The organism is Sedimentisphaera cyanobacteriorum, from assembly GCF_001997385.1.
GTDB lineage: Bacteria > Planctomycetota > Phycisphaerae > Sedimentisphaerales > Sedimentisphaeraceae > Sedimentisphaera > Sedimentisphaera cyanobacteriorum.
The window spans coordinates 2,849,437-2,868,886 of sequence record NZ_CP019633.1; the positions used below are offsets into that span (position 1 = coordinate 2,849,437).

At 45.4% G+C, this 19,450-nt stretch carries 19 protein-coding genes; 12 read left to right on the forward strand and 7 right to left on the reverse strand.

Translation table 11 applies throughout. The features are described 5' to 3' along the window. Nucleotides 1-207: 207 nt before the first annotated feature. Both L21SP3_RS11315 and rpsU read right to left on the reverse strand, forming a co-directional pair. A complete protein-coding gene (locus tag L21SP3_RS11315) occupies nucleotides 208-519 on the reverse strand; it encodes a hypothetical protein (protein WP_077541596.1) in 312 nt (103 codons plus the stop codon). Between the two features lie 86 nt (nucleotides 520-605). Then, on the reverse strand, nucleotides 606-779 hold the full coding sequence (gene rpsU, locus L21SP3_RS11320; RefSeq protein ID WP_193432576.1) for a 30S ribosomal protein S21: 174 nt from the start codon (nucleotides 777-779) through the stop codon (nucleotides 606-608). 740 nt (nucleotides 780-1,519) lie between these two features. Between rpsU and L21SP3_RS11325 the strand changes: the two genes are divergently transcribed. The 8 genes from L21SP3_RS11325 (at nucleotide 1,520) to L21SP3_RS11360 (ending at nucleotide 9,623) form a co-directional block, all read left to right on the forward strand. Beyond that, on the forward strand, nucleotides 1,520-2,302 hold the full coding sequence (locus tag L21SP3_RS11325; protein WP_077541600.1) for a hypothetical protein: 783 nt from the start codon (nucleotides 1,520-1,522) through the stop codon (nucleotides 2,300-2,302). 68 nt (nucleotides 2,303-2,370) lie between these two features. Beyond that, nucleotides 2,371-2,874, forward strand: coding sequence for a PEP-CTERM sorting domain-containing protein (locus L21SP3_RS11330; protein ID WP_161488196.1), 504 nt, complete (start codon nucleotides 2,371-2,373; stop codon nucleotides 2,872-2,874). A gap of 202 nt (nucleotides 2,875-3,076) precedes the next feature. Continuing rightward, nucleotides 3,077-3,769, forward strand: coding sequence for a choice-of-anchor E domain-containing protein (locus tag L21SP3_RS11335; protein WP_077541604.1), 693 nt, complete (start codon nucleotides 3,077-3,079; stop codon nucleotides 3,767-3,769). A gap of 412 nt (nucleotides 3,770-4,181) precedes the next feature. Continuing rightward, the gene (locus tag L21SP3_RS11340; RefSeq protein WP_077541606.1) at nucleotides 4,182-6,287 is read left to right on the forward strand and encodes a nucleoside triphosphate pyrophosphohydrolase family protein; all 2,106 of its coding nucleotides are present in this window, start codon (nucleotides 4,182-4,184) and stop codon (nucleotides 6,285-6,287) included. 45 nt (nucleotides 6,288-6,332) lie between these two features. Then, the gene (locus L21SP3_RS11345) at nucleotides 6,333-6,776 is read left to right on the forward strand and encodes a DUF6677 family protein (RefSeq protein ID WP_077541608.1); all 444 of its coding nucleotides are present in this window, start codon (nucleotides 6,333-6,335) and stop codon (nucleotides 6,774-6,776) included. Beyond that, on the forward strand, nucleotides 6,773-7,000 hold the full coding sequence (locus L21SP3_RS11350) for a hypothetical protein (protein ID WP_077541610.1): 228 nt from the start codon (nucleotides 6,773-6,775) through the stop codon (nucleotides 6,998-7,000). The genes L21SP3_RS11345 and L21SP3_RS11350 overlap by 4 nt, the downstream gene beginning before the upstream one ends. A gap of 31 nt (nucleotides 7,001-7,031) precedes the next feature. Continuing rightward, on the forward strand, nucleotides 7,032-8,177 hold the full coding sequence (locus tag L21SP3_RS11355; RefSeq protein WP_077541612.1) for an LptF/LptG family permease: 1,146 nt from the start codon (nucleotides 7,032-7,034) through the stop codon (nucleotides 8,175-8,177). A 150-nt stretch (nucleotides 8,178-8,327) separates the two neighbouring features. Continuing rightward, nucleotides 8,328-9,623, forward strand: a complete 1,296-nt coding sequence (locus tag L21SP3_RS11360) for a UDP-glucose dehydrogenase family protein (RefSeq protein WP_077541614.1) — start codon at nucleotides 8,328-8,330, stop codon at nucleotides 9,621-9,623. 82 nt (nucleotides 9,624-9,705) lie between these two features. Here L21SP3_RS11360 and L21SP3_RS11365 read toward each other — a convergent pair whose 3' ends face one another. The 5 genes from L21SP3_RS11365 to L21SP3_RS12405 form a co-directional block, all read right to left on the reverse strand. Continuing rightward, nucleotides 9,706-10,539: a hypothetical protein gene (locus tag L21SP3_RS11365; RefSeq protein WP_077541616.1), complete on the reverse strand. Its 834-nt coding sequence runs from the start codon at nucleotides 10,537-10,539 to the stop codon at nucleotides 9,706-9,708. Nucleotides 10,540-10,543: 4 nt separating this feature from the next. Next, a complete protein-coding gene (locus L21SP3_RS11370; RefSeq protein WP_077541618.1) occupies nucleotides 10,544-11,020 on the reverse strand; it encodes a hypothetical protein in 477 nt (158 codons plus the stop codon). Beyond that, nucleotides 11,007-11,546: an RNA polymerase sigma factor gene (locus L21SP3_RS11375; protein WP_161488197.1), complete on the reverse strand. Its 540-nt coding sequence runs from the start codon at nucleotides 11,544-11,546 to the stop codon at nucleotides 11,007-11,009. Before L21SP3_RS11375 ends, L21SP3_RS11370 begins: the two co-directional genes overlap by 14 nt. A 51-nt stretch (nucleotides 11,547-11,597) precedes the next feature. Beyond that, entirely contained in the window at nucleotides 11,598-11,924 is a 327-nt protein-coding gene (locus L21SP3_RS11380) for a hypothetical protein (RefSeq protein ID WP_077541622.1), read from the reverse strand. A 288-nt stretch (nucleotides 11,925-12,212) separates the two neighbouring features. Next, nucleotides 12,213-12,290 carry a PEP-CTERM sorting domain-containing protein gene (locus L21SP3_RS12405; protein WP_118084585.1) on the reverse strand — a complete coding sequence of 26 codons (78 nt, stop codon included), beginning with the start codon at nucleotides 12,288-12,290 and terminating at the stop codon, nucleotides 12,213-12,215. 303 nt (nucleotides 12,291-12,593) lie between these two features. Here L21SP3_RS12405 and L21SP3_RS11385 point away from each other — a divergent pair, with 303 nt between their 5' ends. The 4 genes from L21SP3_RS11385 to L21SP3_RS11405 all read left to right on the forward strand — a co-directional run bounded on the left by L21SP3_RS11385 (nucleotide 12,594) and on the right by L21SP3_RS11405 (nucleotide 19,441). Beyond that, nucleotides 12,594-13,061, forward strand: a complete 468-nt coding sequence (locus tag L21SP3_RS11385) for a 3-hydroxyacyl-ACP dehydratase FabZ family protein (protein WP_161488198.1) — start codon at nucleotides 12,594-12,596, stop codon at nucleotides 13,059-13,061. 29 nt (nucleotides 13,062-13,090) lie between these two features. After that, on the forward strand, nucleotides 13,091-13,480 hold the full coding sequence (locus tag L21SP3_RS11390; protein ID WP_077541626.1) for an acyl carrier protein: 390 nt from the start codon (nucleotides 13,091-13,093) through the stop codon (nucleotides 13,478-13,480). 584 nt (nucleotides 13,481-14,064) lie between these two features. Next, nucleotides 14,065-14,349, forward strand: a complete 285-nt coding sequence (locus tag L21SP3_RS11400) for a hypothetical protein (protein ID WP_077541630.1) — start codon at nucleotides 14,065-14,067, stop codon at nucleotides 14,347-14,349. A 97-nt stretch (nucleotides 14,350-14,446) separates the two neighbouring features. Then, nucleotides 14,447-19,441, forward strand: a complete 4,995-nt coding sequence (locus tag L21SP3_RS11405) for an RHS repeat-associated core domain-containing protein (RefSeq protein WP_077541632.1) — start codon at nucleotides 14,447-14,449, stop codon at nucleotides 19,439-19,441. Nucleotides 19,442-19,450: the final 9 nt, after the last annotated feature.

Here is a 19,450-nt window from a genome sequence, read left to right on the forward strand (position 1 = left end):
GAAGGCTTGAATCATCTCTATGCAGGCATCAATGCCTTTTTTAAGCCCTTATGAGTTCTCTGAGGCGTGAATTAGCGGTTCAAAAAACACAGTCCCTGCATTTGCTTTGAGTGCATAAGGGAAGACTGCTTGGCGGTTTTATACAAAAACGTAGATTGACCGCCCGATTGAGTTACAAAAATGTACCTGCCTACAATTTTGAAATGCTTAAGGTGTCTCGTTTTTGTTATTGGAGGTCTCGGATGTCTCAGAGCTCTCTTCACTGCCGGCCTGTACGCTCTGCCCATCTTTTTCTTCGAGCATTTTATTGATTCTGTCCCGCATCATTCTGAGGGCCTGCTCGCCGTGTTCTGAGGCTGCTGATTTAACCGTTGATGATATGTTTTCAATGCTTTCTGTGAGGTTTTGGTTTTTCCCCTCCGCTGCGCCGTCCTTATCAAGGCTGTACACTGCTGTAAGGTAGCCTGCAATAAACATCGCAAGGCTCAGAAGCAGGGTTTTGATAATTTTGCCTTTCATATTTGCTCCTATGCGCAAAGAAAAATGAGGACAGCTTACAGCTTATCCTCTGAAATCTATCTTTACCCGTTTTAAGAAAAGATTGATTAAAGTGCGCGGGTGGGCTTGCGCTTATTCCGGCGGCGGTTCTTCTCAGATGGTTTTTCGTAGTAGCTGTGGCGCTTCATATCACGGATGAGCCCCTCTTTTTCGCACATCTTCTTGAATCTCTTAACCATCTGCTGAACTGATTCGCCAGCCCTCGCTTTAACTTTGATCATATAAATCTTTTCCTTTCAATCTAACGGAAATACTAAAAAATAAACTTCAGATATAAACTGAGAACGACGATTTATAAATCATATTCATAAAAAATCAAGCTTTTTCTGCTGCTCAGCGTAATTTTTTCACTAATCAATTGTTTTTGCCCCATTTTACGCAGCGAAAATATTTTTCATATTACAGTACCGCCCGCTGTGGCGGACCCGCTAATTATTCATTGCGAAATAATTTCACGCACCACAGCGGAGCGACGCAAGTCGCCCGCTAAGCTTACGCTCCGAAAAGATTTCCCGTGTGCCGTCGGTTCTTCACGTTTCGCTTCGTTAGCGGGGCACTTGCGTGCCTCCGCTGTGTCCCCCCGGTTCTTCAGCCATTCCCTCCATTCTTCCGCTGTTCGTATCCATGAAATCCTCATATACTGGGGACTAATCACGACTGAGCACGAAAAAACACTTGAAGAGCCTCGCAAAATTAAAAAATCTCATCTTTTCGCTGTTTTAACAGCTTTTAAACTTGAAACTCGCCCCTGGATTTGCTAAATTAAATCCTGTAGTATTCTTTTCGCAAGCGTATTGCGGGAAGAATGCTGAAATTGAGTATCCGGCTTTGAGCCCCTGCTTAGCTGCCTAACAGGGAATCGGGTTGTGATATTCGGTTTCAAATCTAAAACTTTATTTTTGTATCGGGGCACGGTGCCCCGGGAAAAAGAATTACTAATTTTTATGGAAAGGTTTTTCAAATGAAAAATTGTTTCTTTGCATTGCTCGCAGTTGCTGCTGTTGCTATGGCAGGGTCGGTTACATTCGATGCTGTTGATAACGGCGACGGCACTGCAACTATCAGCTACACAGCGGATGCTGCTGTAGTAGGGTTCGCTCTGGATGTTGATTCAGACGTGAGCGTAACTGACGTTACTATTCCTTCATTCTTCGATGTTTTCATGGACTACGCCAACGAAGAGGGCGAAAGCTATGTTTACGGCGAAGGCAGCCCGATCGCTTATCAGGACGCTGCAGGCACTAATGCTCTGCCATGCGTTTCTTTCTGCATAAGTGCCGGCGGTCTTGAAGACGACGAAACAGACGTACCTTCTACTTCTGGCGACATCGTTGTAACTACAGGTGGCGCGGCAACCGTTACACTTGGCGAAAATGCTCTCCGCGGCGGCGTTGTTGATTATGATGGTGCTATGGACACTAACCTGCCCATCACTTTCGATATCACCGACGGCGGCGGCGAACCAATTTGCTACGGCGACATCTGGGACGGTGGCGAAGGCGCTCCTGGTTCAGACGGACAGATCGACACTGCAGATATGAACTATCTGATGCAGCAGCTTGGTATGGCTGGAGCACCTTATGTTATCGCTGACCCCGCAGCTCAAGGAATTGAAGCAGCCGATATGTGGGATGGATCTAATGGAGAGCCCGGACAGGATGGCCAAGTTGATACTGCTGATATGAACTATATGATGCAGCAGCTTGGTATGGCCGGCGCACCTTACGTTATCCCATGCGAGTAACTAAGGTTTATTAACTATTAACTAAAAGTTTTATATTAGGAGTTTCTAAAATGAAAAAATTTGTATTATTGTCTGCAATTCTCGTTGCAACTGTGGCTTTCGGTGCTGCGAGCTGGGATATTACAGGCGGCTCTTGGAATGAAAGCCTTCAGGCATGGGATATTGTTCAGGGTGCAACAGTTACACTGACTTTGTCTGATGATGCTACTATTAATGGTGGCGGAATGTCTTTTGTTGGTACAATAGAAGACGGCGACTATGTTGATGGATCTTTTACTGACATCAAAACACCTATGTTCTCCAATAGCAGTGTAGCTCAGGTAGGCGAATCTATTGAAGTATCTTATGATTCTACAGTAGGATTCGGCGTTGAGCCAGGTGATGTCTTCTCTATTGATTTCATTGCTAATGCACCTCTTGCTACAGAGCAGGGCGGGGCTTATTCAATTACATCTTCAGGTTCTTGGGCAACAAGCAATCCTGCTGATGTTGGCTACAACGTAGTTCCAGAGCCAATGACAATGGCCCTTCTCGGCCTTGGCGGCCTCTTCGTACGCCGTCGCAGCGCTTAATTAACTTTGAGCGTTGACCCCGACATTGAAACGAGGCGGAGCGGTCTTGTTGGCCGCTTCGCTTAACCGATGAGTTCGGTGTTCGTTTCAGAATTTGGGAGATGACAGGCCGAATCGCACAGGCAGCTTTCAGCGAATCGGCAGGTCTGACAGGCTTGTTGGGGCAATCGAAAACGTTAATTTTTAGCGGGAGTTAATAATTATGAAAAAAATAATCACTTTGCTGGCAGTAGTTAGCGTGTGCTCTATGGCTATGGCCTTGAGCGTATCTAACGAAACCACATGGACAGCTCTCCCGGACGAAGCTCAAACTGACCTTACTCTTGATAAGTTCGATACCTCTCAGGGCAGCCTTACCGGCATTACCCTCGAGGTTGGAACCAGAACTCTCAACGCAGAAGTTCAGCTTGATAACGATTCTACTGAACCCCAAACGGGCACAGGTAAAGTTCTCAATACTATAACCTTCAGCTCATCTGTTTCAACTGTTGACAGCAGCTTTCAGGCTATCACAGGCGCTGATATCAGCGTTAACGAAACACAGGCTTTCGAGCTTGAAGCTACATCAGGAGATCCTGTAGGCGAGTTCAACATAACAACCGGAGACGACTACGCAGACTGGCTCCCTGGACAAATTGAGAAATACGTTATTCAGGAAATAGCTAGCGCTGTTTTCGGACAGTATGAAGCTTCTGCCGGCGATGAGGAATTCACTTTGAGTTTTACTCCAAGTATGCTTACCGGAGCTACATTTGAAGGCGAAAACGGCCACTTCGAAGGCTCAAGCCCAAATGCTCAAGGCTTCGCTAAGGTAACTTACGAGTATATCCCAGAGCCCATGACAATGGCACTTCTCGGTCTTGGCGGCCTCTTCGTACGCCGTCGCAGCGCATAACGCGTTAGACCCAAGCTTTAACGAAAATCGGGGCGTTTGAAAAAACGTCCCGTTTTTTTTTGTTTCGAATCTTCTTTCCAAGGTTCCTTCCATTTATATCAGCAAAGCGTATTCTGCCGTGCCAGAGAATACCGCTTGATATTTCAAACCGCTAATCTGCACTAATTTTTCACTAATGGATATCATATCTGCTTGCATTAAGTAAAAAAATATCCGCTTTTTGCTGCCTGATTTTCAGCTGCGTGGCGGTGGAGAATGAAATTAAATTCGAGATAATTTGAAGTTTCGTTTTCACTGCGGCGTAATTGTCTTGAATCTTGAGTTCTCTTGCATATACTTCTAAAATTCGCTATAACATAGCGTAACGTGATATAAGCTGTCTGATTAAGCAAATATCGGAGACAAGAGATAAATGAATATCGTAAGACTGTTTAAGAAAAGACGCCATACCATAATGGTTTGGCTGTTGGTATTGATAATGATAGCCTTCCTTGGTGGAACTGCGCTTCAGCAGGTTCTCTCCTCCCGCGGCCCGAGCAGGAAGGTTGTGGCCGTGTTCGCCGACGGAACGGAGATCCGCGCTAAAGACAGGGTGGCAGCGGCAAATGAGCTTGAAGTCCTCCGCGCTGTAGGCGGCGGGCGGCTGCTTCAACAGACCGGCCTCAACGGGCTGATAGCAGCGAACCTGCTGTTCCCGGACGGCGGAACGTCTTCAATGCTCGAAACACAGCTCAAGTATGCCGCTATGCAGGGCAACCTCACAGTGAGCGAGAAGGTTGTTGATAAGTTTTTCAATGCAGAACAGATAGACCCAGTCTCTGCCTGGATGATGCTTAACAAAGAGGTGTACAAATATGGAGCTTCTGTTTCCTCAAAGAATGCACAGAAGCTGCTTGTCCAGTATATGGGAGACAGAGCCGGTACTATCATTAAAAGAGCAAGCCGTAAGATGCAAACGCCTCAGGAAGATATCGTGGAAGTGTTTGCAAAGATGCTCTCAGTTGTGAACTATGTGGATATGGCCGTTAGAAACAGCAACATAACGGCAAAAGACCTCGAGGCAGCAGCTGGATTCAAAAACGAGAAATTTTCCGCTCAGTACGTGAATTTCCCTGCAAGCAAGTACACCGACCAGGCGGGCGAGCCTTCTCAGGAACAAATGGAAGAGCTTTTCGAAAAGTATAAGAGCTTTACAGACCAGAGCTTCAGCAGCGACAACCCATACGGCTTTGGATACAAGATTGAAGACTGTGTAAAGCTGGACTATCTCATTGTTCAGAGTCAGGATGTTAAAGATTCTGTCGAAAAGCCCACTGAGAGCGAAAAGGAAGAATATTATTCAGATAACAAATCTAAATACACCCAGCAGAAGCCGAAAAATCCGGAAGATGAAAATTCTGAAAAGATTGAGGTAACTCAGCCCTATTCGAAGGTAATAAGGCAGGTTGAGAACGATATTATCAATATGCGCAAAGACGCCTTAATGAAGAAGATCTTTAACGACCTTGCCGATTTAATCGAGGCCGGCTATGAAAACAGGAATCCTTCAAATCTTTCCGGCGAAAAGCTTCAGGAGCTCTCCGGCAGCTATAAACAGGCCGCTGAGGAGGTTAGCGAGAAGTACGGAATAAAGATCTATTCCGGCCGCACCGGCTGGCTCAGCAGAGAAAGGCTCACCTCAGACCGCAACCTCGGCAGGCTCTCGCTTTCTAAAGAGAGAAGGCTGCCGGTTAATATCGTAAAGCTAACATTTTCTGTGAAGGGCCTTGAAGCTGAGAACCTCAGCGAGTTCGACCGCAAAACGCCGAAAATCTACGAAAATATCGGTCCGCTCGAGAATATGTGGCCGCAGAATAAGGCACTTATAAGGGTTGTGGACTTCAAAGAGTCTTATGTGCCCGAGGATATTGAGGTGGCATTCGAGATAACCGGCTCACTGATCAATGAAACAGATGCCCAGAAGGAATTCTACACCGTAAGGGACGAGGTTCGCGAAGACTTTAAAGACCTTGCAGGTATGGAAACAGCGGAGCAAAAGGCAAACGCATTCATTCAGTCCGCTGACGATAAGCCTTGGAGCGAGTTTTTGAAAGATTACAACGAGGAAAACAGCACAAACCTTACGGTAAAGAAGCTCTCAGACAAATCCCGCATTTCTCAGCTCCAGCTCTACGAAACAAAGGTTAAAAGCGGGATGCGTGCTTCCGGAAAGAGGGCTTATGTGAGTCTTCTCAAAGACCACAATCTTTACGAGGCGATGCACGGGATTGCAGGCGGGAATCTGCCAAACTCTGTTAAGGTGCCCTCGAAGAAAACTGTTTATGCTGTTGAGAACGTTGATATAACTCCTGCCCAGCCGCTCGAAGATAAAAAGGCCGAGGCAGACCGCATTAAATCAGTTTATTCAGGCGAGGCTGCGCTTGTTTTCCTTAATCCGGAAAATCTTGTTTCAAGAACGGGATTTGAGTTTGCAGAAGACGAAGAACAGCAGACGCCCGAAGCTCAGAATGAAGGCTGATGCAGGCCTTTTCTCAGGGAGCGGTCTTTAATTCAGGAGCGTAAATTGGCTCAAAAAAATTCAACACTGGCCGACAGGATTATGTTTGCCGCATCAGTTGCACTGGTAGGCTGGGTTGTACCCGGCGGCGGGTATTTTCTGGTAAGGCAGAAGAAGAAAGCCGCTGCGATATTCATAAGCCTTACTCTGCTTTTCGCTGCGGGGCTCTATATCGGCTCGATAGGCGTTATCGACAGGGTGAATTCTATATGGTGGTATTATCCGCAGATGATTTTCTCGCCCGTTGTGGCGTTTATAGGCAATATTACTGCTTCCGGAGAATACCCTGTTTACGGAAAGCCTGCTGAAATAGGCCAGCTTTATACGGGCCTTGCAGGGCTGCTTAATCTGATTTGCATATTCAAGGCTTCTGCTGTTGCCCTCCACGGCGACGGAGCTTTCAATAAACCCGAAAAGCAGAACAAAGATGCCGGAAAGGGGGAAAAATGATAGCTTCTTTCACCGCCCCAATCGATATCAGCTGCAATCCGCAGCAGTTTCTCTGGGCGATTCCTCTTCTGGTTATCGTTTGCTTTGTTGTAAGGCTCGAGAAGAATACCGTATTCGACGGGGCGAAGATTTTCAAGGAAACCCTGCGGCTCTCGCTCTGCGCAGCGGGGGTTATGGTGCTTCTGGCACTGATAATCTTCGGCATAGTGGAATTATTCTGCTGATTCGGGTTTCTTTCGGAGAGTCCGTGCGAAAATGAAAACAATCGATAAATACATATCCCGGAATTTTTTCGCCGGATACATCATCTCTGCGGCTGTTCTTGTAGGCCTCAGGATGCTGATAGACCTTTTCGTAAACTTCGATGAGTTTGCTGAAACCGAAGGTCTCATCCCGATGCTTAACAATATATTCACTTTCTATGCAGTTCAAAGTGCTGTTTATTTCCGCGATTTTGCGGGTGTTATAGCGGTTTTCGCTGCCGCCTTCACGCTCGGACGTATGACAAGGGATAATGAGCTTGTGGCAATAATGGCCTCGGGCATAAGCCTCAAACGCGTGATAGCCCCTATACTTGCCGCCGCTGCACTGATGACTGGCCTTCTTGTGATCGATCAGGAGTTGATAATCCCGGGCTATGCTAATATGATTGTCCGCTCACACGACAGCATAAATGAGGCAAGTCAGATGTCTGTGGAATGCCTTGCAGACAGCTCGGGGAATATTGTTTATGCGGGCAGTTTCTCCGAAGCCGATAAAAATATGAAAGACCTCACAGTAGTGTTGAGCCCCGAAGAAGACGACGAAAATACAGCTGAGGGCTGGATTAAGGCTGATATGGCCGTGTATAAGGGCAAAGGCGAATGGAAGCTGTACACTAAGGCCGGCACGGACGAAGACGGCAAAACGCTCTATAAGCAAGGAACAGAGATTGAGCTTTTCAGCAAAGAATCCGGAAGCAGGATCGATACCACGAAAAAAATGGTTTACAGCTACAATACCGACCTCACCCCGGAAACCATCCCTGTGCGGAACAAGCAAAAAAATATCGACCTGCTAAGCTCTGCCCAGCTTGCACGCCTTGCTGAGAGCGGGGCGAGAGTGCGAGACAGGGCAAGGCTCTATGTGCAGAGGTATTCGCGGTTTACTGATCCGATTATCAATTTCGTGATGCTGATGGTGGCTCTGCCTGTGCTGGTGTGCAGGGACAAAAAGCAGATGAAGTTTGCGGCATTAAAGAGCTTCAGCATTACCGCCGCCTGCTTTATATTCACCTTCGCCTGCAAAATAGTGGCAACGGAACCGATTATGGGAAAAATAATGCCTGATTTCTGGGCAGCACTGCCCGTTATTGTGTTTATGCCTGTAGCGGTGGTTGAGATGAGCTCAATAAAAACTTAGAAAATTCAAAGCAATTTCCGTGAAACAGCAGTTTGAACAATAGAACTGCCTAAAGGTTTTATTGACAGGCAAGCGGTTGCAGGTTATCTTTATCAGCACGGTTTTTATTGAATGATTTAACGGCATTTCCAATTACGATTAGGAGCAAAAGTGAAGATATCAGTTGTCGGTGTCGGATATGTAGGGCTTGTAGCAGCGGCCTGCCTTGCAGAAGGCGGGAACAACGTAATATGCGTTGATAAAGACGGAAACAAGATTGAAGGGCTGAAGAAGGGGGTAATCCCGATATACGAGCCCGGACTCGAGGAGCTTGTAGAGCGGAACACTGAGGCGGGCAGGCTCGAATTCACCACGGATATCGCCTACGGCGTTCAGAATTCCGGCGTAACGTTTATCGGCGTTGGAACGCCGAGCAGTGCGGACGGCTCGGCTGATATATCTGCTGTGAAAGCGGTATCCGAGGCCATCGCAAAGTATATGACAGGCCGGCATGTAATCGTTACCAAAAGCACCGTCCCTGTGGGAACGCATAAGGTGGTTTCGGACATCATCAAAGCCAATACGAACCACCCATTCGATTATGTAAGCAATCCTGAATTCCTGAAGGAGGGCTCTGCTGTGCAGGACTTCCTCAAGCCGGACAGGGTGATAATAGGGACAACCAAAACTGAAATCTTCGAGCTGATGACGAATATTTACGCCCCGTTTATGCGTAAATCCAGCAGGATGATTTTTGTGGACCCGGCTAGCGCAGAGATGGCTAAATACGCCGCAAACGCTATGCTCGCAACCAGAATTACGTTTATGAACGAGCTTTCAGGTCTGTGTGAGCAGTTTGGGGCGGATATCGAGAAGGTTCGAATCGGGATCGGTTCGGATTCAAGGATCGGCAAGGAATTCCTCTTTGCAGGCCTCGGCTATGGCGGAAGCTGCTTCCCGAAAGACGTGAAGGCTCTTGCGTATATGGGGGATGAGCAGGGCATTGAGATGACTATCGCCAAATCTGTGCAGGCTGCAAACTACCGCCAGCAGGACAGATTCGCTGAGAGGATTATAGAATACTGCAAAGAAAACGGCCTAACCCAGATAGCCGCTTGGGGGCTCGCTTTCAAGGCCAAAACAGACGACATCAGAGAGTCGCCGGCTGTCAGATGCCTTCATAAAATTATCGAAGCAGGCATCAAGGTTAAGGCGTTCGACCCGGAGGCGATGGAAAACGCATCAAGAGAGCTTGGCAAGGCGGTTGAGATGTGCGAGGATGCATACCAGACGCTCGAGGGCTCCGATGTGATGGCAGTGCTTACCGACTGGCAGGAATTCAGATCGCCGGACTTTGATACTATCAGAGAAAAACTCTCACGGCCTGTAATCTTCGACGGCCGAAACCTCTACAGCCCCGACTTCGTCGCCGGCTGCGGCATCGAATACCACAGCATAGGACGATAAAATCAAAGGCTGGTTGTAGCATCTATCCATCCCCCGCTTCAGCATGTGAGCTCAAGCGGGGAGGTGTTTGGTTTCGGTGCGATTATTCCCAGTTCACCTTTTGTCTTTTCGATTCTTCAATAAGTTCTTCTAAGCGGTTTTTTATTAAGGAGTCCCGCTGGTCGTCGAGGGCTTCAAGGTCTTTTTGCTGCTTGTTTATTTCTTTTTCGATCTGCTGGAGTTTTTTCTGCAAGTCTTCGAGTTTGAGCCGTCTTTTTTCAAGAATCACATTGAGTCTCATTGAAACAATGTCCCTCAGTTCATCCTCAAGCTCTTTCATTTCCTGTTCATTTTCGCAGTAACGGAGCTGTTCTGTGATTTGCTCTCTTCGCTGTTTGAGCTCGAGATCGTTTTTCATAAGCTCTGCCATTTCAGGATTTCTTTTCTCTGTCTCGAAGATGCGCCTGTATTTGCTTCTTATATATGCCGTGTTTTTGAATGCGGAATTAGGGTCTGCCTCGAAGGCCTTTTTCATTTTTTCCGCCTCTTCAGGGAAGTTTTCCTCGAGCCATTCAATAAATTCATCGTTGCGTTTGGCAAACCTTTCTTTGAATTTTGCTCTAAACCTCTCGCCCGGTTCGAACCGTCCTTCTCCATGGCGGTGTTCAGGCCCTCGGAAATCAGGCCTGCCCATTTTGTCCTTTATAATATCCTTCATTTCTTCGTGAAATGCTTTGGGATTTTCTTCTCTCAATTTTCTGAGCTCTTCAGCTCGGGGGCGGTCTTTCTCTGCAATTTCATCGAGAATCCTCTCATACTTCTGCTCAGTATGCTTTTTCATTCTGCCGTGGAGCTCCCCTTCGGCGTGCTCATCAAACACCTCATCTGCAAAGAGCAGAGAAGCTGTAAGAATTAGAAATAAAGCCGTTTTTCTCATTTGACTATCCTTTCCAGAATTGCTCAGAGCTGAGCTGCTGTTTTATTGATTCAATTTCGCCTTCTATTTCGCCGGAGGTTTCGTCTTCGTCTGCAAGGCTGTATTCTATATTTTCAAGTTTTGTTTCAATAAGGCTCAGCTGGCTGTCGGTCTGCCAGAATTCACTTGCTGAGGCTTCAAGAGAAGCCTCTGGCCTTATCGCTTCTTTACGAACAATGCTGTCCGGATTCATAAGGCTTACAGAAGCTGAGAACGCAACAGCGAGAATCGCTGCTGCCGCCCACCCGCTTCGAATAAACAATCTTGCCTTTCTCTGTTCGGCAAGCCTGCCTGCAAGCTTATCTTTCAAAGAAGATTTGAGCTCTTCTTCGAGAGTAAAGTCTGCTGCCTTGCTGAAATGCGAAGATTCGAAAACCTCACGCTCAAGCGATTTAATCTCGCCCAGTTTTTCGAAGTCTGATTTTTCGTTATCTGCTTTCATTTTCTATCACCGTTTTCATTTTTTTTAGGGCTCTGTGGATTTTCGTCAGAACTGTTCCGACAGGCTTGCCCGTTGCCTCTGCTATTTCCTTGAAGCTCATATCCGAATAATACCTCAGCATTACAAGATTCCTGCTGTCCTCATCAAGCTCTGAAACTGCCTTTTCCAAGTCTGTTTCCGTTTCGTCCGATTCGTGCTGCCGGTCTAAGTATTCTTTTTCTTCACGATACCTGCTGTAGTTCTCTCGTTCCCTGATGACTTTTCTTAAATAATCGTAGTAAACGCTGCCGGCGATCTTAAAAATCCACGCCTCAAAAGAACCGTTTTTATAGCTCTTAATGCTCTTGAGAAGCTTAAAATAAAAGTCGCTCAAAAGCTCTTCTGCAGCCTCGGGATCTCTCGTGCATGATGCAAAGTATCCATATATCTTGTCTGAATATATGTCAACCAGCTGCCGGTAAGCTTCCTGCTCGCCTCTCTTGCAGCCTGCTATTAATTGCTCTTTGTTGATTTCCCCGGCGTTCACGGTTATAAAGACGTTTCCCAGAATAAAATTATTTCAAAAAAATCAGGATAATCAGAAATCATATTTCTCGTAATCCTCGCCGTCCCAATCTGGATTTTCCGGTGCATCGTCTTGGTCTTCAAAATATTTCCAACCTTCAGTGTCTTCGAAGTCGTCTATTTCCCGTTCCACATACTTGATTATCTTGTCCTGTATGTCGTTCAGCTTGGAGTTTGTCCTTGCCTGCGAGGACTGAATTGAAAGCATCTCGTTGAGTTTCATAATCTGCCATTTCTGGAGGCATTCCGGTTCTACGATATACTTGAATGGGTTGCAAAGAAAAATAAGCTCCCCGTTTGCCCCTTCTTTGCAGTATTTACAGTCTTTACATTGAATCATAACCTGCTCCTTTTTAAAATTAAAAAAGTTCTTGCTTTTTAAAGTGTAACCGATATCCTCCCAGTTCTAAAGATAAAATAAGAAATATTTGCAGAACGATAAACTGGAGCGATAAATGAGTAAGCCAAGACGCAGGCGTAAAGTCGGCAGTAAGAAAAGAAAGGCTCGCTGGAAGGTAAGAAACAAGGTTTCATAACCGTTCGGCGAAAAGTTTAAAAGCCCCGAAGGGAAAAGCAATCCTATCGGGGCTTTTTTTTTGCACTGCAGCAGGCTTTTCAGGCCGAATCGTCAGGCATTGCTTCTCTTGCGGAAAAGCCCTGCGGAGAGCATGACAAAAATGCTTATCGAGGTTGGTTCGGGAACTATAGTGCCATACCGTTTGCAGAATCAATCTTGCTTGCAGCAGTTACGAGCTTTGAATTTTTCAACCTCCGATGTAATTCAAAGCTAAACATTGTAGCTTTCGGAGAATATGATATAATTATAAGCGTGAAGTTAGTGAAGATTAGCGTTTAAGATGAATTATGACTCAGCTTACAACGTTATCCTGTCAATACTGCTCAAAATCAGCCCCTGATCGTGCTGTTTGATTATTTCCCGCAGATAATCGCCTCAAAAAACGAAAAAATGCTGGAAAGGTACAATCTTTTTTTTAAAATCTCTGAGATTATGAAGTTTTCACTAATAGATAAAATAACAGATATAGATTCAGGCCGGCATCTGGAAGCGGTGAAGAACGTCGCTCTTGCAGAGGAATACCTCCAAGACCATTTTCCCGCATTTCCCGTACTGCCCGGAGTGTTTCTCCTTCAGGGTATGATTGAGTCTGCCTCGTGGCTGGTGAGGGAATATCAGAACTACTCCAACAGTATGGTATTGCTAAAAAAGGCCAGAAACGTAAAATACAAGTCTTTTGCAGCCCCGGGCAGCACGATACGTTACACTGTTGAGGTTAAGAGCCTCGATGATAAAACCAGCAGTTTCAAGGCTTCCGGAGTTGCAGGAGAGGAAGCGGTGGTTGAGGCAAGGATAGACCTCAAACACTTCAACCTTGCTGATGAAAATCCAGAGATGGACAGGGCGGATAAGGAAGTAATCGATAATTTGAAGAAAAGATGGCAGCTGCTTACGCAGTAACAATAAACAGAAAGTAAGGAGATTTAGAAATGGCGATGAGTCGTGATGAAATTTTTGAGAAGGTGCAGGAAGTTCTCGCTGAAGCGCTGGGGCTCGATGATGATGAGGTAACCCCCCAAGCAACGCTGATGGGAGACCTAGGAGCTGAGAGCATCGATTTTCTCGATATTACGTTTAATCTTGAGAAGGCTTTCGATATCAAGATTCCGAGGGAAGAGCTTTTTCCCGCTGATTCAATAATGGAAAACGGCGAGTATGTGCAGGACGGCAAACTAACAGAAGCCGGCCTCGCTGAGCTCAAGGATAAGATGCCGCATACCGATTTTAGTGAGTTTGAAGCAGATCCTGATATCAACAAGCTGCCGGACCTTTTCACTGTTGATTCAATTGTGAAATTCGTCGAAGGCAAAGTAAACTAAAACGCAGTTTACAAACGCAAAGATTCTCATCAGAAGCTTCCTCTGCGGAGCTTCTGATTTTTTTTTGGGGCTTGGCAAAGTGGGGCAGGCCTTTTTAGTTGCAGCAGGCCGATTGCGTTTTTTCTCATAACTCGCAGCTCTTGGAAAATTCTTTACCAGATAAGGGCAATAAAACCAATTTTTTTTGTAAGTTATTTTCTTTCAAGGCTTCAATTTCATTAATAAAATCTCTGAAATCTGCGCACTCAGAAAATAAAAGTGATCCTGTGTTTAGCCCCGGATCTGCATCAGAGAAGAGATGATTCAATATTGAAGATTTAGGATTTTACACTATCTCGGGCAACTTCGCTGCTCGGTACTTCTCTAAATTGGTGGCTTTGGGAAATTTTGGGGAATCTGAAAATTTTTCTTGATTTTATCTTTCAATCTGCTTAATCTAAAAACAAGTTAGTAATTAAGATTTTGCAAGGAAAAATATATGACTTCTAAGTTTTTGGCAATGCTGGCTACAGTTTTTTTCTTTTGCGAACCCTGTAACGAGACTTTTTATTTTTTAAAAGAATAGGATTCTGGCTAATAAAAAGATGATTATAGCGGTAATTATTTTGCTAATCACATGGCAAGATGCATTAGGAACATTTCAAAGTCCTATATATTATGTAGATGTTGAATGTCGCTTGACTATTGATGAATCGCATGGAGGTGGGCAGTATAATTATCCTAAAAAGGCTGCATTATACAACCAGTATGGATATCCAATAGACGCTAACAATTATTTAGAGGATTGGAGCTTTGATTGGGACCATGGAGACCTTACATATACAAATTTTTGGTACGGACAGAAGATAGAAGCATTTATATTTTGGTGATTATGAAATTTTTGGCTGTGATAGCTCAAACTCTATTATTACAGCTGATGAAGCAACAAGCCAACTTGGTGATGCCAGCGGTTCTGGGAATGTTAAAATGATCTGTTTTGACACGCAAGACGACCTGATAAATATAGCAAAAGATGACCCTAATGTTTCCGTAAAGCTTGGTGATGCCGTAGCTGGAGATCCTATTCACTTAGAGAGCGGCAAAAGTATTGAATCAATAACTGACTTGAAAATCCATGGAAATACAATGGATATTGAGTTTAATAGGCTGTATCTTGGAGAAAGCTTTGACAGAGGGTTTAAACATAGGTTCAATGTTCCACTAAAAAACACAAAATATTTAGCGGGAACAGATGACAATGTATTGAAAAACGATTGCTCTGTACAAAAAAAGATTACCAAAACCGCTAACCTTCTCAATATTCCATCAATTGTTAATCTCTATGGTATAAATGACCCAAATGATCAAGCTAACTATACTTTTATGGTTGTTGATAAAGTAACTCCCTTAACAGAAACGGACTGTTTTTTCGAGTTACCTGAAAATGCTCCCAATAACGGCAAAGTTGTATTTAATGATGTAGGCAGCGGCAGTGTGAATTTTGATGTAGCGTGTAGTTATTATCATTACTGGTGGTACCCGGAAGTTAACTTTTATGATCCAAACGGAAATGTTCTTTCCACTTCAGAACCATATAGGGTTCTTACGAAGATCGGAACAGATACATACAATTATACAAAGGATTATCCCATCAGTCCATACAGCTGCAGGGTAGGCCGGAACTGGACGCACAACTACAACATATTCCTCCAGGATACTGTGGAGGAGAGCTCAGGTTCAAACTGTCCAAGCGAGACGGACAATCTGAAAATCATCTCTGGCGCAACAACGTATAATTTTTCCAGAAGTTCGGGAGCGGATGAGAGCGTACCTTTTACCTGCCAATCCTCGCCGGAATTAAAATTATACAAAACCGTCGATTCCGGCGAGGCATATTTCATCCTGCACAAGAAACATGGAGAGAGATGGAAATTCAGCTCTGCCCTATCTGATTCAATCACTTATCCTTTAGAATATATGGAAGATCGCTTCGGCAATCGTCTTGATTTTGAGTATTATGCCGAAGAAAAAGAGGGGCTGCTGCAATCAATAACAAACGATGTCGGCAGAGAAATAAACTTTTACTACACCAGCACAGATTATATGCTGGATTATATCGAAGACGACAGAGACAGGCAATGGCATTATAGCCGCAATTCAAACTTTGAGCTAACATCTGTTGCTTCCCCTTCCCCTGAGGGAGGCTCTCAGGGCAGTGTTTCCCAATATACATATACAAATCCAGCCGGATCAAATCCCCATCAGCTCAAAACCAAAACAGATGCTCAAGGCCAGATATGGTATGACAATACTTACAGCAGCGAAGGCAGAATTGTATCCCAGCAATACGGCAGCGGCAGCTTTACTAGCTCATACAATTTCCCTGAAAACGATCCGAACTATGTTGTAATAGCCGACAGGGAAGGGAATGCAGTAATGCATTACCTCACAAAAACAGGCTTAATTGACAAACGAAAGGTTTACAGTGATGAAAGCACATGGCTTACAACAGACTACATCTATGATTTTGAGCTTGACGGAAGTTTGGAGGAGAAAGAGGCTCCCTGCCTAATCAAGAAGATTGTGCTGCCGGATAACAAAATAATCGCATATACGCACGATCAATACGGAAATACAACAAGCGAAACCCATAAAGCCAACGAAAACGACCCGGGCATAACAACTTCATACACATACACCGGCGGAGCAGACTCCAATCTCTGCTCCATAACCACTCCGGACGGATTGACGTATCAGTTTTCATATACAGGAGACGCTCTAACACAAATTGAGCTGCCGGCGGCTACAGTGTATGATCCAAACTCCCTTGACTACGTTGTTGAAAATCCAACTTATCAGCTTGGATACGACTCACGCGGAAATTATGATTACATAAAACTTCCCGACGGAAACACCCTCAATTATGAATACAGCTATAATGAAGATGGCCAAAAGAGCCAGCTTATTATCAATTTCAACTACGATCCCTTATTGCAGTATTCATATTCTTTTGATACTACTTCCGGTTTGATAGAGCAGGCAACCGACCCTGACGGGGTAACAACGGATTACAGTTATAATGATGCAGACAGGCTTACGGAAATCCAAAACGGATTAGGCGAAATCGCAAAAATTGCATACAATCCGCTTGGGCTTGTAGAAACTGTGAGCACGCAGCTTGGAGCAAGCTATAATGAAAACACTGCCATAAACTACAGCTTCGGATACACCATCACAGACAAGCTTGCAGCCATCACAGACAGCCTCGGAAGAATAACAACAATCGGCTACAATAACAACGACAAGCGGCAATTCGTTAAAGACCCCAAGGCTTCCGCAGACGGGTTTAAGAACAAGGAATATTCATACAACTCCCGTGATCTTCTAAAATCAATCACTTTTCCTGAAGACTACGACCCCGCAGCGGGCAATCAGAATGTTACTAATATAAGCTATGATGAAGGCGGAAGGGTCGAATCTGCAACAGATCCGGAGGGCGGGATAACCGCTTATGATTACGACGGATACGGCAGGCTGGAGCAAATCACTTATCCAGATTCCGGCAAGGAGAAGTTCTCATACGACTGCGCAGGCAGGATAACAACAAAAACCCGGCCATCCGGTGATAAAATCCTCTATGATTACAACCTCTCAGGAAAGCTTTCAGCCAAAGCCGTGCTGCCGGCAGACAGCTCAAACGCATTAATGAAAGACGAGAACGGGATATTTTCAATGCTTGATTCCGACTGGGCCAGCATCTGGGATCCGAACAGCTTCGGCGGGCAGTTTGCACAAACAAGCCAGAACGGGGCTAATTTTCCCTTCACAATATCCGAATCAGGCAGCTATATCGTTCAGGTTTACTTCCCTGCCTCAAGCGGGACAGTACGGTTCAGTATATATGAAGATATCTCAGAATTCTCTGGCTCGCCTTGTGAAATAATCGATATTGAGCAAAACTCAAACGGCGGGATGTGGATTACTGTTGGCAGCTGCACCTTTTCAGACAGCAGCGACGGCTGCATTGATGTAGAAAATATAAGCGGCACGGTTACCTTTGATGCGTTTCGACTGATCCCCGCAAAAACCTTTGAATATGATATTATGGGCAGGATTACAAAGGCAGGTGAAAATTCCTTCTCATACTATCCTTCCGGCAGACTGAAAACTGAAACGGACAGTTTCGCCCGGACTACCTCATACGAATATTCACCAGCCGGAAGAATCACAAAGCTCATATATCCAGACGGATATTTCACTCAATATGATTATGATGCAGCAGGCAGACTTGATAAAATAACAGATTCGGCTGGCAAGGTACTGCTTGATTATACAAGAGACGCAAGCGGAAGAGTGGCTGTGAAGGAAACGGTAGGCGGGGCCTGCACTTATTACGACTATGAAGACCTCAGCTCTCAGGCTGACGACAACAGAGGGATTTACCTCGATTCGATTGAGCATTTTCTTGGCGGTTCATGTGTTAATTATATCGAATACGGGAGAGATCTGGCAGGAAATACTGTATCAAAAACAGATGAGAACAATAACACAAAATCGTATTTTTACGACAAAAACTACTGGCTGACTGAGGCAGATGCAATAGAATACGAATACAACAATATGCTGATGCGAGAGAGCGTAACAATTGGCGCTGAGACAGAAGCCTACGCCGCCGATCCGAACGGTATGGGGCGATACAGCTCTGTGGGTTCTGAGGCGGTGGAGTATGACGGGAACGGAAATCTCTCCCGCTGCGGGGATGACTACTACATCTACGACCCGCAGGACAGGCTTCGGGCGTATTATCGGCTTGCGGGCGATCCGAATGAGGCGAGCGTATCGCTGTACGGCTATGATTTATTCGGCCGACGGGTGAGCAGGGCATCTGCCTCAGGCGTTGGCGATAATGAGGGCGAGCTGCAGCAGAGCTTTGCATACTCCGGGCATCGCGTGATAGCGGAATACGACGGCTCGGGCGGCCTGCAGAAACGCTTTGTTTACGGAGCGGGGATTGATGAGGTGGTTTGTATGATTGATGTGGCAAGGCCGGCGGGTGCAGGCTGGACAGAAAGCATGAGCGATTTGGCGGAGGCGTGGCTTTGCGCCGAGGGCGATTTATGCTATGCTGCAAATGCAGATTACGTTGACAATACAGAGCCTAATATGATCAACATCGAAGACATCGCTTACTATCTGAGCGAGTATTACATTGCAGAGCGGGATGCCGCCTTTGCGGAAGAATACTGCGGCTATTTTGCCGATGAGCTGGGCAGTGTGGTGATGTTGTATTCGGCCGAGCCGAACGGGATTGCTGAGATATACAGCTATGATGCATACGGCAGCGTGGAGATAAGCGATCCGAACGGCCAGCCGCTGGATGAAAGCGCAGCCGGCAATCCGTATATGTTCGCCGGCCGGCGGTATGACAGCGAATCCGGCCTGTATTACTGCCGCGCAAGATACTACAACCCCGCCTTGGGCGTATTCCACTCCCGCGACCCCCTCGCCTATATCGACTCAATGAACCTCTACGCCTACTGCACCAATAATCCCGTAAATTACGTTGATCCAAGAGGATTATACACAAAAAAAGAAATAGATATGTTTAGAAAGAGAAATGTTACAAGAAAAGATTTAAAACTTGCTTCTGATATGTATTGGGAACAAAGGTTAAAACATTCCGAAGCAGGCAATTTAACATCCTCTGATTATATGAGTGCTGACTCTCCCTATTATAATTTAAAAACCGTTGTACCAGAGAAAAAACAAGAATATTATGGGCGAGAATGTAATCCCTCCTCTGTAAACTATATCGCTATTGGTATGGCTTCTGCAAGAGACGGCTTAACAAAAACTGAAATGAAGGCTATGATATTTGGTTGGAAAATATCACAATACAAGCATTTACCGCATAAAAACGATTATTTCTTCGCTGAATGGGGGTACAGTTATTATTATAGGAACATCTACAAATTCGAATAGTTGGGTTAT